13 protein-coding genes are annotated in these 15731 nt (G+C 61.6%); 5 read left to right on the top strand and 8 right to left on the bottom strand.

The window, feature by feature from the left end; all coding sequences use genetic code 11:
• Both Q1X90_RS02895 and rpmB read right to left on the bottom strand, forming a co-directional pair.
• A partial coding sequence (locus Q1X90_RS02895; protein WP_300766370.1) for a DEAD/DEAH box helicase occupies window positions 1-1143 on the bottom strand: 1143 nt, incomplete at its 3' end.
• 142 nt (window positions 1144-1285) lie between these two features.
• Window positions 1286-1480, bottom strand: coding sequence for a 50S ribosomal protein L28 (rpmB, locus tag Q1X90_RS02890; RefSeq protein ID WP_300766368.1), 195 nt, complete (start codon window positions 1478-1480; stop codon window positions 1286-1288).
• Window positions 1481-1764: 284 nt separating this feature from the next.
• On the opposite strand from rpmB, the gene Q1X90_RS02885 reads away from it, so the two are divergent.
• Window positions 1765-2796, top strand: a complete 1032-nt coding sequence (locus Q1X90_RS02885; protein WP_300766366.1) for a PfkB family carbohydrate kinase — start codon at window positions 1765-1767, stop codon at window positions 2794-2796.
• 131 nt (window positions 2797-2927) lie between these two features.
• Here Q1X90_RS02885 and Q1X90_RS02880 read toward each other — a convergent pair whose 3' ends face one another.
• Window positions 2928-4262: a beta-propeller fold lactonase family protein gene (locus Q1X90_RS02880; RefSeq protein ID WP_300766364.1), complete on the bottom strand. Its 1335-nt coding sequence runs from the start codon at window positions 4260-4262 to the stop codon at window positions 2928-2930.
• Window positions 4263-4462: 200 nt separating this feature from the next.
• Here Q1X90_RS02880 and Q1X90_RS02875 point away from each other — a divergent pair, with 200 nt between their 5' ends.
• The 3 genes from Q1X90_RS02875 to Q1X90_RS02865 are packed head-to-tail and all read left to right on the top strand — an operon-like array spanning window position 4463 to window position 7559.
• On the top strand, window positions 4463-5716 hold the full coding sequence (locus Q1X90_RS02875) for a DUF2974 domain-containing protein (protein WP_300766362.1): 1254 nt from the start codon (window positions 4463-4465) through the stop codon (window positions 5714-5716).
• Window positions 5713-6750 (top strand): adenosine deaminase, encoded by a 1038-nt coding sequence (locus Q1X90_RS02870; protein ID WP_300766360.1) that lies wholly within the window; start codon window positions 5713-5715, stop codon window positions 6748-6750. The genes Q1X90_RS02875 and Q1X90_RS02870 overlap by 4 nt, the downstream gene beginning before the upstream one ends.
• Window positions 6747-7559 carry a mechanosensitive ion channel domain-containing protein gene (locus Q1X90_RS02865; protein WP_300766358.1) on the top strand — a complete coding sequence of 271 codons (813 nt, stop codon included), beginning with the start codon at window positions 6747-6749 and terminating at the stop codon, window positions 7557-7559. The genes Q1X90_RS02870 and Q1X90_RS02865 overlap by 4 nt, the downstream gene beginning before the upstream one ends.
• Window positions 7560-7621: 62 nt before the next feature.
• Here the strand turns inward: Q1X90_RS02865 and Q1X90_RS02860 are convergent, their stop codons facing one another.
• The 4 genes from Q1X90_RS02860 to Q1X90_RS02845 all read right to left on the bottom strand — a co-directional run bounded on the left by Q1X90_RS02860 (window position 7622) and on the right by Q1X90_RS02845 (window position 12231).
• Window positions 7622-8755 (bottom strand): CPBP family intramembrane glutamic endopeptidase, encoded by a 1134-nt coding sequence (locus Q1X90_RS02860; protein ID WP_300766355.1) that lies wholly within the window; start codon window positions 8753-8755, stop codon window positions 7622-7624.
• Between the two features lie 200 nt (window positions 8756-8955).
• A complete protein-coding gene (locus tag Q1X90_RS02855) occupies window positions 8956-10092 on the bottom strand; it encodes a D-alanine--D-alanine ligase family protein (protein WP_300766353.1) in 1137 nt (378 codons plus the stop codon).
• Window positions 10093-10223: 131 nt separating this feature from the next.
• A complete protein-coding gene (locus Q1X90_RS02850) occupies window positions 10224-11219 on the bottom strand; it encodes an NAD(P)H-dependent glycerol-3-phosphate dehydrogenase (RefSeq protein ID WP_300766374.1) in 996 nt (331 codons plus the stop codon).
• 109 nt (window positions 11220-11328) lie between these two features.
• The gene (locus Q1X90_RS02845; RefSeq protein ID WP_300766350.1) at window positions 11329-12231 is read right to left on the bottom strand and encodes a 1-acyl-sn-glycerol-3-phosphate acyltransferase; all 903 of its coding nucleotides are present in this window, start codon (window positions 12229-12231) and stop codon (window positions 11329-11331) included.
• Between the two features lie 500 nt (window positions 12232-12731).
• Between Q1X90_RS02845 and Q1X90_RS02840 the strand changes: the two genes are divergently transcribed.
• Window positions 12732-13613: a hypothetical protein gene (locus tag Q1X90_RS02840; protein ID WP_300766348.1), complete on the top strand. Its 882-nt coding sequence runs from the start codon at window positions 12732-12734 to the stop codon at window positions 13611-13613.
• A gap of 565 nt (window positions 13614-14178) precedes the next feature.
• On the opposite strand, the gene murA is transcribed toward Q1X90_RS02840, so the two are convergent.
• The gene (gene murA, locus Q1X90_RS02835; RefSeq protein ID WP_300766346.1) at window positions 14179-15504 is read right to left on the bottom strand and encodes a UDP-N-acetylglucosamine 1-carboxyvinyltransferase; all 1326 of its coding nucleotides are present in this window, start codon (window positions 15502-15504) and stop codon (window positions 14179-14181) included.
• Between the last annotated feature and the right edge of the window lie 227 nt (window positions 15505-15731).

Below are 15731 nucleotides of genomic sequence, written 5' to 3'. Positions count from 1 at the left end.
CTCCAGCGATCGATGGTGCTGGCCCGCCAGAACCTGCGTGGGCGCGACAAGAACGGCCTGATGTCCCGATCCGACGGCCTGGAGCATCGCGGCCATCGCGACCACGGTTTTCCCGGATCCCACCTCGCCCTGCAGCAGCCTGTGCATGGGATGGCCCGAGGCCATATCCTCAGCGATCGCGGCCATCACATCTCTCTGGCCGTCCGTCAACGAGAAGGGCAGCGCTTCAAGATACTCGTCGACCATCGTTCTGTCAGCGCATGTGAACGTTCGATCGGCACGGGTCTGGCTCCTTTGACGAAGCACCGCGACCTGCGACACCAGCGCCTCCTCATACCGCAGCGCCTCTATGGCACGGCGGAATTCCGGGACGCTTTCCGGATCGTGGACCATTCCCACAGCCTCGCGGCGACGGGGGAAACCCCGACGGTCACGAATGGATTCGGGAATCCTATCCGGAACGGAGTCGGGACCAAGGCGTGACAGCAGATCAAGTATGGCCTCATGAACATGGTCTGAGGAGATGCGCGAGTTCGCGTGGTACACAGGCCTGGGACGCGCCATGCGCCTCACCACCTCGTCTTTGGCCGCATCATCCGCCACGACGTCCAGATCCGGATGCACAAACTGCAGAGCCCCGTTGAACTCTCCAGCCGTCCCCCTGACAACCACGGTCGCCCCCTTCTGAAGCCGCCGTTCCATCCACGCGATATAGGGACGCTTCCTTGAGAAAAAGACCACAGTGGCCGTCGGACCACCCAGAATCGCCGAAACGTCAACCGACGGACCATCATCATCCGATGAGTCGACGACCGTGGCCTCCAGACGCCATCCCTGTCTCGATGACAAAGGCACCACGCGGGAGTCCACGACTCTGACGACGACGGCCGCATCACGTCCAGGAAGAACTGATGCGAGGGTGCGGATCGGAGCGGGATCCTCCACCCTGAATGGGTAATACGTGAGCGCGTCCCCTGCCGTGACGATCCCCAACGACCGCAACGCCGACACACGGCGTTTGTTGGATATAACCGATGAGACACGCGTGTCAAGCGATATCGGGGACACTCCCGCGCCACCGTTGACGGGCAAGGATGCGGTGCCGCCGATGGCTGGGGATGAGGAGTCGGATGAATCGCTCATACCATCGCATTGTTCCCGGTCGCACGGACCACGTCAAACGCAGACCACGCCAAAGGGTTAAAGGGGAATCCCATTCCATGGGTATACGAACGGCCCCGGAGACCATAACGGTCTCCGGGGCCACACGTCACTCCGCAGGGATTCACGCGGCCACGCGCTGAACCTTGCCGGCCTTGAGACACTTGACGCATACGCGAACGCGAACGTTCTCCCCGTCAACGGTGATGCGAACCGGCTGGAGGTTCGGGCGGAAGGCGCGCTTATTGCGGATATGCGAATGCGATACGGTGTAACCGGTTTGCGGTCCCTTGCCGCACACTGCGCAACGAGCTGCCATGATGGACTCCCTTAAACGTTGTCTTGCAAGACATCACTACACCCTTCCCCGCTTCCCGCCACATACTGCACGAGATGGGATGGGCACACAATTTTCCTACTATATACCCTGTCATTGCGATCCGCAACCTTTGGACCTCCGAGGCGATTCCAGACTATGCCATACATGACGCACATCTAAATACCTAATGTCAGTCGTGATATTGTCAGGTTCATCTGCTAAGCCAAGGTCATCCATGCACGACATTGGATATCCACAACCGCACCGTTGCGAAGGAGACCGGCATGTCGCCAACAAGCCAGGCAAAAGCCGTCACGCACACCCCCACAGTCATCTCACTGGGGCAAATCTGGATGGACATCATGATGGACGTCGGGGACATCCCCGCGGCCGGAGGATTCGCCGTCGCGTCCGACGCTTCACCAAATCTGGGAGGTAGTTTCCGCGTTTTGCAGGCATCCCGCAAAATGGGAACCCCGAGCATGCACGCGGGCATCATCGGAACAGGAATCTGGGGAACAGCCATCCGCACGACGCTGGCCGAGCAGGGCATCGACCACATCGGCCAAGATCGAATCGACTCGGACAGCGGATTCCGCCTGGTGCTCAACAATGGCGACAGCAAGACTTTCATCGCCCGCTACGGCGCGGAGGCTCAGGGAGACCAGAACGTGTTCGACACCATCGACCCGGAACCATCCGATGTGGTCCACATCAGCGGCAACAGCCTGATGGACCACTCGGCATCGGGAATCGACGCGTTCCTCCACAGGCCTGAATCCGCCCCACAGAGCCACCGATACACCATCGTCATCAACCCGACACGGTCCCTGCATCTTGTCAGCGATCAGCTTATCGAGGACACCGTCCTGTCGCAGCCCCTCTGGTCCTGCAACAGGCAAGAGGCCCAGACGCTGGCCCAAAGGCTCGGCGTCGACATCGACTACTCATCGACGCTGACCGTCGGAGGAGGATTCGACGATGCCATGCGCGTCCTGTGCGCCGACCTCGGGGACGCACTCCACGCGCCACTGGTCCTCCGCGCCGGATCGCGCGGGGCATGGGTGCGCGAGCGTGGAGGGGCCCTCACGCACATCACGGGATTCCCCACCCAGCCGATTCACACACGGTCCGCGGGAGCATGCCACACCGGAGTTATGTGCGCGATGATCGCACAAGGCTGGTCTCTTCTGGACGCAGTGCGGATCGCCAACGCCGCGGCATCCCTGGCCATACAACACAGTTCGTCGGGAATCCCCCAGTGTCCGAAAAGGGACGAGGCCATCGCACTGTCCCAATCCGACAGACCCAAATAGCCCCGGAAGGCCACCCCGGCGGAAGTACCGAGGAACCAAGGGGCTAAAGGGGTCAGGGGGCTAAAGGGACCAGGGTATGGTGGCGGACCATACCCGCAAGGCCACACGCATGCGAATCAGACGCGTGCGAATCAGATGGGAAGAGCGACCGTCGGAGACGCCACATGCGCTCCACCGCACCACACCGGCCGACCATCGTTATCGATGCGAAAGACATCAAGGTGGTCGGCGGTCTCATTGGAGACGACAAGCAACCGTCCATATGCCAGAATCTGACGAGGTCTTCCCCCACCGCTCGACACGCCGTTCTCGCGCCATAAGCCATCCGGTTCCGCCGCCACCCCATTCTGCGGCGCCCTCTTCCGCATCACCTTCCCCTGTGCATCCATCTCACGGGCATCCACCTCCCGCACGTCCATCTCCGCCGTCAAAGGCGTGGAAATCCCGCGGCTCGAAGGTTGGATGACGGACAGCCGTCCATCCGACCATCTCAACGCCACAATCCGATCCGACCCCCTCAAACCCACATACACCATGCCGTCGGAGCCAAGGGTTGAGGACGTCCCACGTCGCCCGGCGGATTCGACGCGCCACGTCGGGTCCGGGACGAACGCCAAAGACGCGGCCTGATCACCCGCCGCCGCCGGAAGAGATATGCACTGGGACCGACGGGCCGCGCGCTCGCCTGCATCCGATGGGTTGGCTTCCGGACGATCGGCGGAATCAAGAGCTGGAGCGCCATCGACGCAGGACATGTCCAGAATCGTGACGTCACACCCCCACTCACCAACCACCGCAACGCGCCATCCGCCATCCGCCAGCGGAAGAAGATGCATGTCGCGCGGACCCGTTCCCGGAGGAAGAACCAACGACGCCTCACGCACCAGAATCCCATCCCTCCACCGATGGACATGAATCCGGTCGGCTCCCAGATCGGTCGTCAGCACCCGGCCGTCAGGCAAGGGAAGAACCCAGTGCGCATGTGGCCCCCTCTGCGCCGGGAGAGGACCGTGCAGCCCCGGGGACGCGGGAATCGACTGCGTCGCCGCCGTCAGACGTCCGGACGCGTCAAGACCGTGGACTGCGATGGTCCCATCGCCATAATCGGCCACAACCACCTTGACCCCACCGCGGTCATCGCGCATGAGCGCGGCATGGGTGGGCCCCTCTCCCGGCACCTTGACCCGCGACAGCCTGGACGTGACCGGGTATCCATCTCGCCGCGACACGCTTAACGACGCGAGCTCCCCCGTATTCTCCAGAACCGCGACGACCACCGAACCCAAAGACGCGAGCCACGTCGGAGACGGAACATCCTCAAGAACATCGCGGTAACGCACCGTCACCGCGCCATCATCTCCCTCGTCAAGGGCCACCCAGCCCACCCCCGGACAGGACTGCCCATTCAGAGCCCCGAAACCACCAACCAACAGATCGACACCAACACGCTTCTCCTCATAGGACATGCGTCCAACTCTAAGATGGAACGGCTCGATATCGCTCTCGGCGTTGCGTAACAGGCGAAACCCCCAACGACGTTCTTCTTTGTGCCGTCCCGACGGAAAACCGCATACGATGGAATCCGGACCGCCAACCCCATAACGCGGGCCCGGCGGTCGTCGGCCACAGCACGACGACCGCCCACCGAACCAGGGAATCGACACCAATGGGCAATATCATCGATTACGTCACCTCGACCACCGAGGACTTCTCCTCGCGACCTTTTGGAGAGATCGACGCCCTCGTGCTCGCCTGTCTGTCATATGAACGCCTGCCGGACGACATTCCACGTCTGGACGACCAGGAGCGTCGCCTGTCGACATGGACCCGCAGAGTCAGGAACTTCGACGTTCATCATCCGTGGGCATCGATTGAGGCCATATTCCACCCCGCCTTCGAGGGACCCACCATCACAGGCGTGACAACCGCCATGACGGCATCGGACTTCGATTTCGCGCGATTCCACACCGGACTGGGCAGTCCCGACAGCACGAGACTCCTCGTTCAGGCGCTCAGCGCAAGCCCCCGCTTCGGACCGATACGGGTGGGGGCCGTCGAAGAGCGGTTCAGCGCCGAGCACCAGACCCAGTTCGCGGCGCAGACGATGATGCTCCCGGACGGCACCATGGTGATCGCCTACCGCGGCACCGACGAGTCCTTCACCGGCTGGCGCGAGGATTTCAACATGACGTTCCAATACCCGGTCCCCGCGCAGCGATCCGCCGAGGAATACCTGTCACGGGTTGCGGCCCTGTGGCGACGCGGCCCAATAATCACGACGGGACACTCCAAGGGTGGAAACCTCGCAGTCTACGCGGCCGTCGAAGCGGTCGACTCCGTGCGGTCCCGCATTAGTCGCGCCTACAGCCTCGACGGTCCAGGCTTCCCCCGGGAGGTGGTGGAAGGGCCCCGCTACCAGAACGCCATCGGGAAGATCACCAAGATCATCCCCGATTCGTCTATCGTCGGCATGATATTCGACACTCCCGAGCCCTGCACAGTGGTCCAATCCGACCAGCGTGGACTCATGCAGCACGACGCGTTCTCCTGGCAGATCGGGGACGGGCTTTTCACCAGAATGCCATCCGTCGCGCCCGGCTCCGAATACTTCAATACAACGCTCAACGCCTGGCTGGAGGGACTGTCCGTCGAACAACGCAAGCGGACCGTGGATGCCCTGTTCCAGACCCTTGAATCAAGCGGCGCCGACAGCCTGCGGGGAATGCTGGGAGTGATCCCCCGGGCGCTTCCCGACATGATCTCCTCATTCGCCGGACTATCCTCGCAGGATAGACGCAACATTCTCGCCGCGGTGAACCTGTTCGCCAAAGCCTCCCTAGCGCGGACCAGACGCCGGGGACTGTCCCCGGAGCCGACCATCGTCCCCCCGGTCCCCCCATCCGAAGGAGCATCCTCATGACCGTCGACACACTCGCCACACTCCCCAAGGCGGAGCTGCATCTGCACATTGAGGGGACGCTGGAGCCCGACCTCGCGCTCGAACTGGCCCGGCGCAACTCGGTCGACCTTCCATGGACCGACCTGCGCACGCTCAGCCGCCAGTACCAGTTCGACGACCTTCAATCGTTCCTCGACCTCTACTACCAGCTGATGGCTGTGCTGAGGACATCCGACGACTTCCGCGACCTCATGCTGGCCTATCTCGGCAGGGCGGCACGGGACGGGGTTCTCCACAGCGAGATCTTCTTCGATCCGCAGGTGCACATGCGCAACGGACTGTCCATCGACACCGTCATGGACGGTCTGCTTGACGGAATGCGCATCGGACGCGAGCGCTGGGGCATCAGCAGCTCGCTGATCCTCTGCATCGTGCGCGATCTTCCCGTGGAGTCGGCCCAAAGCACACTGGACGCCGTGGAGCATCGTGTCGCGGACCTTGTGGGAATCGGATTGGACTCCGCCGAAGTCGGATATCCGCCCTCGCTGTTCGCCGAGGTGTTCGACAGGGCGGCCCGGATGGGACTGCATCGAGTGGCCCACGCCGGCGAGGAGGGCCCCTCATCCTATGTGTCGGAGGCGTTGGACCTGCTTCACGTGGAACGTATCGACCACGGCGTCCACAGCGCCGACGATCCGAGTCTGGTGAAGCGGCTTGCCTCCGAGAACATCCCCTTGACCATGTGCCCGTTATCGAACGTCCGCCTGCACGTTGTGCCGGAGGTGCGCGATCTGCCCATACCGTCACTGTTGGAGGCTGGGGTGAGGGTCACGGTCAGCTCCGACGATCCGGCCTATTTCGGCGGATACATCGCCGACAACTATCGCGCGCTGCGCAAGGCGGGTCTGTCCCTCGCGTCACTGGCCTCAATCGCACGCAACTCCATCGAGGCGTCATTCGTCGACGCCGAGGACAGAGCCCGCATGCTCGAACTCCATGACTCCTGGAAACGCCGGATGGAGGACGGGGAGAAAAGCGAGAGGGGGAACGCATGAGCGTGGACATGACGCTGGCAACGGACACGGGAGCTGTCGCGGCCATCGGCTCATGGCTCTCATCCAACGCGAGCCGCATCATCCTCCTGCTGACTGTCGCCCTCGCGGCCGCCGTGGCCTCCAAGGTCCTGCTGAGCATCCTTCGGCACGCTCTCGACCGGTCCAACATCCCCAGCGTCTCCATCTTCATCAATCTCACACGGGTGCTGATCTGGACCGTGGCGGTGGCCATCGTGCTGCAGCCCGTGTTTGGAATCAACCCCACGACGCTCATCACGGCTCTGGGCATCGGAGGCCTCGCCCTGTCACTGGGACTCAAGGACACGATAGCCAACGTCATCGGCGGCTTCGGCCTGATGATGGGTCATGTGATCCATCCCGGGGATCTCGTGACCATCGCCGGAACGACGGGGACCGTCACGGACATCACTTGGCGTCAGACCGTTCTTGTGGAGCGCAACGGCAACAGGATGGTGATCCCCAACTCCGTTCTCAACACCTCCGCGCTTGAACGCATAGTGCCGGCGAACGAAGCCTGCGTGGACATCCCCTTCACCATCAAGGCGGGCACTCCCGTCGCCGAGGCCGAACGCCGGGTCATCGACAGCGTGGGCACCGCCACGAACGGCATGACGCGGCCCTCAAGCACGCCTTTGGTGAGGTTCTCCGGATTCTCCCCGTATGGGATCGAAGGCAGGGTTCTTGTGTTCGCCAAAGAGGGTGTGCTGGCTTCAACCCTGCGCGACGCGGCGGTGCGGGCGCTGGCCGACGCCGACTTCATCGAACAGAGGGCCGCCATCGGGGAATGAGATGCGGACCAAAAGGCCATAGCAAATATAACGACACGGCGAACCACAGCTGTATGAGTGATTCACAGCAGCATGGTGAGCACTACCACCACCACCACGGACAATCCGATATACACCAGCATCCCCGGATTGAGAAGCACGGTGCGCGTCCTCACGGAACTCGCAAGCTCGCATGGAGCGGTGTAGAACTCCCTGTGACGCCACCCACGGACCAGAAGGACCACTCCCAGAATGATCAGCGCCATCATGGCCAGAGCGTACAGGAGATACACCGCGACACCGATGCCTGAACTGGGGAGGGCCTTCTCAATCGCGGTGATGGATCCCGAATCGATGGCCGTCAACGTGTCCTTGCCCAGAAGCGACAACACCCACGGAGCGATCACCGAACCATTGAGATTGACGATCATGTGCATCGCCACGCTGTACCGCAGACGCGACGTGCGAAGGTACGCGTAGGCGAACACCAGTCCCAGCGCGAAGGCGTAGAAGAACTGGAAAAGGTTCAGGTGGAACAGCGCGAAGGCGAGCGCCGAGACCACCATCGCAGTGCGCTCGCCATACACGCGGAGACGGTCGATGATCTGCTTACGGAACATCCACTCCTCGAATGTCGGCGCGAGGATCACCACGAAAAGAAGGACGGTGGGTGTGTCCGACTCATTGATGAGGTCGGCCACCCCGTTGACCGCGGTCCCTTGGGACAACAGTTCGGAAAGAACCGACCCGATGATGCTGCCCGCGTACATGAGGGGAAAGCAGATGACCAGCAGCCTGAAAAACTCCCGCATACCCATCGAGAAACGCCGCGTCGCGAGCACGGGAACAGCCGACAGCACCAGCAGTGACAGCGGCATGGCGATCAAATACAGGGGACCGCTCGACGAGACAAGGGTCACCCATGTGGGATATGACCCGTCGGAACCCTTCGCGACGACCATGCTCAGCAGCTGGTAGCAAATCATCTGCAGGGCGATCCAGATCAGGAGCATAACGGACAGCCCCGCGCCGACACGGGAGAATCTACGGCGCGCCACATCCGCAGGAAGCCACGGCGATTGGCTTGGGGCTGGGGTCTGGAGCGGCTGCGACGGGCCGGACTGCGGCGAAGAGGGCTGCGGCGAAGGACCCTGCGGATACTCGGAATCCATTCCCGACCCACCGCGGCCGTCCGCGTTCAAACCATCATCGTTCATCGAACACTCCCATCCACGACACGATCACCTACGACACGACTGCCTCTGGCGCGGCAACCTCTGCCCGCGACTCCACAACCACCCCTCAACAACATGACCCTCGCCGCGCCACCACAAGCGAGGACATGCTACGGGTCGACCGATCCCCGGCGTCCACCGGCCATTCCGAAGGCGTCCGCATAAGCGGCGTCACATCGACCTCACCGGGAAGCGCCCTCGATCAGACGCCCCACGAGCTCACCATAATCGACTCCAGTTGCGGCCCATGCCTGCGGATACATGGAAATCGGGGTGAAACCGGGCATGGTGTTGATCTCATTAACCACTACGCGTCCATCCGGCGTCACAAACGTGTCGACGCGACTCAGACCCGCGCCGTCGACGGCCACGAACGCGCGGGCCGCGACGTCACGCACACGATCAAGCACATCCTGCGGCAGATGAGCGGGGACCTCGACATGCGAGGCCTGGGCGTCGGTGTATTTGCTGTCGAAGTCGTAAAACTGCTCATCGTCATCATGACGGTCAAGAACGATCTCCCCCGGCCAACTCACCGAAGGCTCATCTCCGGGATGCTCCGCCAACACGGCGCATTCGATCTCGCGTCCCTCGACCCCCTGCTCCACAAGCACTCGCCAATCATGATGGAATGCCTCCACCAGCGCGGCGGCAAGCGCATCCCCATCCGCGGAATCGACTCGCGTTACGCCAAAACTCGACCCGGCTCTCGACGGCTTGACGAACAACGGATACGTCAATCCCGCACGGTCGATACGGGCCATGATCCCTTCCACGCCATCAGCGGGCGGTTCGCCTTCGGAACAGACTCCACGCATATCCACCGTGATGCCCTCCGCGACCGGGATCCCGGCGGCCTGAAGGATCAGCTTGGTGTAATGCTTGTCCATACAGGCCGCCGATGCGAACACGCCACAACCGACGTACGGCACCGACATCATCTCCAGAAGCCCCTGAACGGTGCCATCCTCCCCATAAGGACCGTGCAGCACAGGAAAGACCACGTCGATATGACCCAAGGAATCGAGCGTGCCATCAGCATTCCTCCCAAGGAAGCCATCGCATCCCAAGGAAGGGTCCAAAATCACGTCACGCGATGAGGACGTGCGCGACACCGTGGGCAGCGACCCCGCATCCAAGCGGAAATCCCGCGGATCCTCACCACCAGTTATCCATTGACCATCCTTCGTGATGCCTATGGGCACGGGGTCGAACCTTTGTGGATCCATCGCTCCCAGCACTCCCGCAGTGGACACGCATGAAATCGAATGCTCATCGGCTCGACCGCCATACAACACCGCCACACGTTTTCTCACCATGTCGATCCCCGTTTCCCGCGGACTGCCACATCCGCGCCTATGACACCCATCATCGCCGAAACCGCACCACGGCATCCGCCGGATGCCCTCCACCACCATCACACGTCCACAACCACGTGCACGGCGGACGACTATTCTTCGACGATATCCTCACCGAAAAGCTCGGATAGCATGCGCGAGCAGGACAGGCCCTCACGGAGCACATGATCCATCGCCGAAGCCAAGGGCGTGTCCACACCGAGCCGGCGGCCCAGTCCGACCACGGCGGACGTCGTCGGCACACCCTCGGCCACGCCATTGCTCACCCTCGTGGCCTCCTCGACGCTCAGGCCCTTGCCGAGGTTCGCCCCGAACGTGTAATTGCGGCTCAACGGCGACCCGCATGTGGCGACAAGGTCTCCCACCCCAGCCAGCCCTGAGAAGGTCTTCCTTTGGGCTCCAGCCGCCGACCCCAAGGCCGTCAACTCGGCCAGCCCTCGCGTCTCGACCATGGCCGCCGTGTTCTCCCCGTACCCCGCGCCCCGAACCATACCCACCGCGAGCGCGACGACATTCTTCAGCGAGCCGCACATCTCCACGCCGATCACATCGGAGCTGATGAAAGGACGAAAATAGTCGGTTGTGCACGCCTCTGCGACCATACGCGCCACATCCATGTCCGCACAGGCCACAACCGTCGCGGCCGGCTGCCTGTCCGCTATCTCACGGCTGAGGTTCGGCCCCGACACGGCGACGAACCTATCCTCAGGAAGGTCAAGAGACTCGCGGACGACCTCATCCATGCGCTTGTCGGTGTCCCGTTCGATGCCCTTCATCAGCGACACCACCACGGCCCCGCTCGGAATCAGATCACGGAAAGGCTCCAACGCCACCCTCGCGAACTGGGCCGCGACGGCCACAACGACGATCCGCGCGGATTCGACGGCGGCCCGACGGTCTCCAGTGGCGCTTATGGCCGCAGGCAGGCGCTCAACGCTGGGAAGGCGGAAAGGGTTGCGGTGAGTGGTCTCGATCGCATCGACGATCTCGGGTTCCATGGCCCACATAGTCACCTGGTTCCCCGCATCCGCCAGAACCTGGCCGAATGCGGTGCCCCATGCGCCGGCCCCCACAACAGTGACCTTCATACCCGCCATAACCGCACACTCTCCATTCATTTACGTTCATCTACGTTCGCTACGTTCATCACTATCGTGCCGACGTCGGCCACGCGTCGCCGACTCATCCCGTGCAATGCTACGCCTGCTTCCCCTCCGGACGCGGGACACGACGCATCGTGCGGAAATCCCAGTATCCATCGCAAGGAGGCGCCTCACCACGGATCTCGGACATAACGGCCTCCATCCGCGACCTTATTCTCTCGGTGAGCTTGGCAACAGCCTCCATGGGAGGCTCCTCACCCCAGTCGTCCACATCGCCAAGGAGATCCGAATAATCCATTCTGTCGTCGAAGCACATGACGACGTTCTTCCTCGGCCACGGCCACCAATGATTGATGCTCGCCGCTCCCCACGTGATGGAGCAGAACAGCGGAATCTGGCGTCCACAGCGTCTGGATGCCTCCAGTGCGATGAAGGCGGCGCCGGTTTTAAGGCTCATGGGCCATTTCTGGGGGTCGCGCGTCACCGTGCCCTCCGGCCACACCGTCAAAGGACGACCGGATGTGAGGATGCGGACCGACTCCTCCTCGATGACCTTGGCCTTGCCACTCCGCCGCAGCACCGGCTGCATTCCCACCAGACGGAACCATCGCCCGATAACCGGCCATCGCGCCATCTCGGCCTTCGCCATGAAACGTGGTCGACGGCCCATGTGGAACAAAGCCATCATGGGCACAAAAACGTCGTACATCGTGACATGCGTCGCCGCCGTGATGAACGGCCCCTCGATCGGAACGTTCTCCAGCCCCCAAGCGCGGACCCTGCTGTGGGTGCGGACCACGACGGACACTCCTCCGAGGAGAATCCTCGTGGCACGTGGATTCTGGGCGTTTATCTCGGCGGTATCCTCCTGGCGCGGACCCGTGGGAAAATATCGGGTCGGATCGACCAGATGGTGGCGGGACGCCAGAATCCGGAGCTGCTCACGTGACAGAGGATCTACAAAAGAACGAGGCGAAGGCTTTCCTTTGGATGTCATATCTCCATTGTGCCGCAGGCGGGAGGACAGCCGGCGCACTTGCCGGAAATAGATCACGACGACAATACCCACGACGCTAATCGCCGCGATGATAATCCCCATTTTCGTGTTCTCTGAGTGCGCGGCGCGTTCGTTGGGCGGTTTTGTTGCTCGTTGGGTGGGTCGTCCAGTAGAAGATTCCAGAAATGGCTTAATTCCAGCACTCAGGATGAGGGGATAGCTGGAGGACCCGCCCAACGAACGCAGAATCCGCCCAATGGATGAAAAACTCCTGTGCGCCCACTTCTATCCGCTCGTTCTCACCCGCATCCGCCGCACCCACTCCGTGGAGAGACCACGCACCGCCTGGCAACATCCTCCCCGTTGGGGAACTGCACGGCAAGTCCGAGAAGGGCCGCCTTTATCCACACATCTTTATCCACACATCTTTGTCCACACATCTTTGTCCACACACATGGCCGCCCCCTCCACGCCACGCCTATCGGAATTACTCTCACGACATGATCTCCGCCGCAACAGCCACTTTCCGCGCCGCATCATCCGCCCACACGTCAAACACAACCCACACAACCGGATTCTTCACTTTGGACAAGGCGCGAGAACTGGCAACTCTCCGACATCGCGACTGCCGGCAGAGAGCCCTGCGCACCAGTCGTCATCTGACCTTCAGCCACACAACCCTTCTCGAGCTTCATGGAATGACACTGCGTCTGACCACAAGACTCAATCCCCATCTCCTGCATGTCACCGTTCCACATATGAAGGAGAAATCACATCTCGTGGGAGTGGACGAGCATCTGTGGACCGGCCCCATGTCGACTCAGCGGCTTGACGAGCTTTTTTCGGGCGTATCGGTCGAACAGGCCGTGTGCCAGATCTCCCAGTACACCGATGTCGAATCTCTGACGATGGTCATGGACTGGCTGACCTGCGCTAACAAGGATCTGCGACAGAGCAGTCATCACAAGCTCAGAGAGGCCATCATGAGCTATGGCCGATTCCCCGGGCGGCGACGGTGCCTTACCGCGTTGTCCCACAGCGTGGAAGGGACCGATTCACCGCAGGAGACTCTTCTGCGCCTTGCTCTCACGAACGCCGGGCTGCCCTGTCCTAGCGTGAACCATCCGATCATCGACATGGTTTCTCAGAAAGAGTGGAAAGTGGACATGGCTTTCGAAGCTCACCATGTCGCGATCGAGTATGACGGCGAATATCACTATGACCATCGTCGGTGGACGACGGATATCCACAAAAGGAACAGACTGCAGGATCTGGGCTGGACTGTGCTGGTGGCGGTCAAGGGGGATCTGAATAGCCGGAATTCCCTACGGGAATTCACCATGATGGTCGCACGGGCGTTGCTCGATCACAGCCGTCGATAGGAGCGTCGCCGACTTTCGGGCTGGAAGGGGTTGATGCCGGTAGATCGCTATCGCGCAATGACGGGAATATGGATGCCGCCGATCCGCGCACATGACGGCACACGTTCAGTGGGCACGATGTCGTCAGAGCCAAACGCGGCCACGCGAGATATTAAGACACCAGCGAGCACCACAATCCAGTGAACGACACGGCACCCAGACACGAGGGCACCGAGGTGCCACGGCACCGGGACTGGGGATGCCAAGACATGACTGCGACATCCCACCGACTTGCCTGGTGAAGGGCCACACCCAGTGAAGGCCCATGTCCAGCATGTTCAAAGACCCATGTCCAGTGAAGACCCATGTTTATTGGATTGGGTTGCCAATGAACCCCGGGAAATCCAATGGCAACCCCTTCGTTGGGCGGGTTTGTTGCTCGTTGGGCGGGTCCTCCCAGTAGAAGATTCCAGAAATGGCTTAATTCCAGCACTCTGAATGAAGGGATAGCTGGAGGACCCGCCCAACGAACGCAAAACCCGCCCAATGAACGCGTCAGAGTCATTCGACCTCAGTCGAATGACTCTCAGTCGACATTCGCCCCGAGGGCCAACAACTTGCCCCTAAAATCGGCGTATCCACGATCGATAAGGCTGATCCCATGCACATCCGATGGCCCGTTGGCGGCCAAAGCCGCAATAAGATGGCTGAACCCACCACGCAGGTCCGGAACGTCTATGTCACGTCCGGTCAACGGCGTAGGACCGAATATCACGGCGGAATGCTTGTAATTGCGCTGCTGGAAACGGCAGGGAAGCGATCCCAGACACTCCCGGTACAGCTGGATGGTGGCACCCATGTCAATCAGCGGCTTTGTGAAGCCGAAGCGGTTCTCATAAACCGTCTCGTGCACAATCGACAATCCGTTGGCCTGGGTCAGCGCGACCACCAGCGGCTGCTGCCAATCGGTCATGAATCCGGGATGCACATCCGTCTCGATTGCCACGGGTTTGAGGTCCGCACCCGGATGCCAGAAACGGATGCCCGAATCCGTGATGTCGAATTCTCCTCCGACTTTCCTGAACACATTGAGGAATGTCATCATATCGGGCTGCTGCGCGCCTTTGACGAAAATATCGCCATGCGTCGCGAGCGCCGCCGATGCCCATGACGCTGCCTCGATGCGGTCGGTGAGTGACGTGTGCACATATCCTTTGAGATGCTCCACGCCCTCGATGCGGAACGTACGGTCCACATCGACGGAGATCATCGCCCCCATCTTCTGCAACACCGCGACCAGATCCATGATTTCAGGCTCGATGGCGGCGCCGGAAAGCTCGGTCTTCCCCTCGGCGAGGACCGCGGCGAGAAGCGTCTGTTCGGTCGCTCCGACCGATGGATAGGGAAGATGAATCTTCGCTCCGTGAAGACCATTGGGCGCGGTGATATGGATGCCGTCGCGGTGCTCCTTGTCGACCGTGGCACCCAACTTGCGCAGCGTCTCCAGATGGAAGTCGATCGGCCGTCCACCGATGTTGCATCCGCCCAGAGCCGGGATGAACGCCTCGCCGAGACGGTGGACCAGTGGTCCGGAGAAGAGGATCGGGATACGCGACGATCCGGAGAGCGTGTCGACATCGGCCACGTCCGCCAGCCGCACATTGGACGCGTCAATGGTGACCACCCCGGCGGAGCCGTCGACCGTCACATCCACCCCATGCAACCGCAGCAGGTCGGAGACCACATGCACATCACGGATCTCCGGAACATTTTTCAGCACCGACACACCCGGAGCGAGCAGCGCCGCCACCATGGCCTTGCTGACGAAATTCTTCGCGCCCCGCACCTTGATGACGCCATTGAGAGGTCTTCCGCCCTCAACGTGAAGAACGTCCTCCCTTTTTTCGGCCATCGTCCGAACCCCTTTTATCTAGTATCCAGTATCCAGTATCCCTCGAGCCTCTTCATCGCCTCGCCGACCCATAAGCCCACGGTCAGGCGGCCACCGCAACGAAAATCAGCCCGCATGCCACTCATGCCATAGTGCCACACGGGTTGTGGTGGCCCCGTGAAATGCGCCGCCAGCGCACACCATCACCGGCCCAGTTCAGGGGGACTTCCGCGAACCGCCGAGAACCG

This window comes from uncultured Bifidobacterium sp., from assembly GCF_949292005.1.
GTDB lineage: Bacteria > Actinomycetota > Actinomycetes > Actinomycetales > Bifidobacteriaceae > Bifidobacterium.
This window is presented reverse-complemented; position numbering and strand designations above follow the sequence as displayed.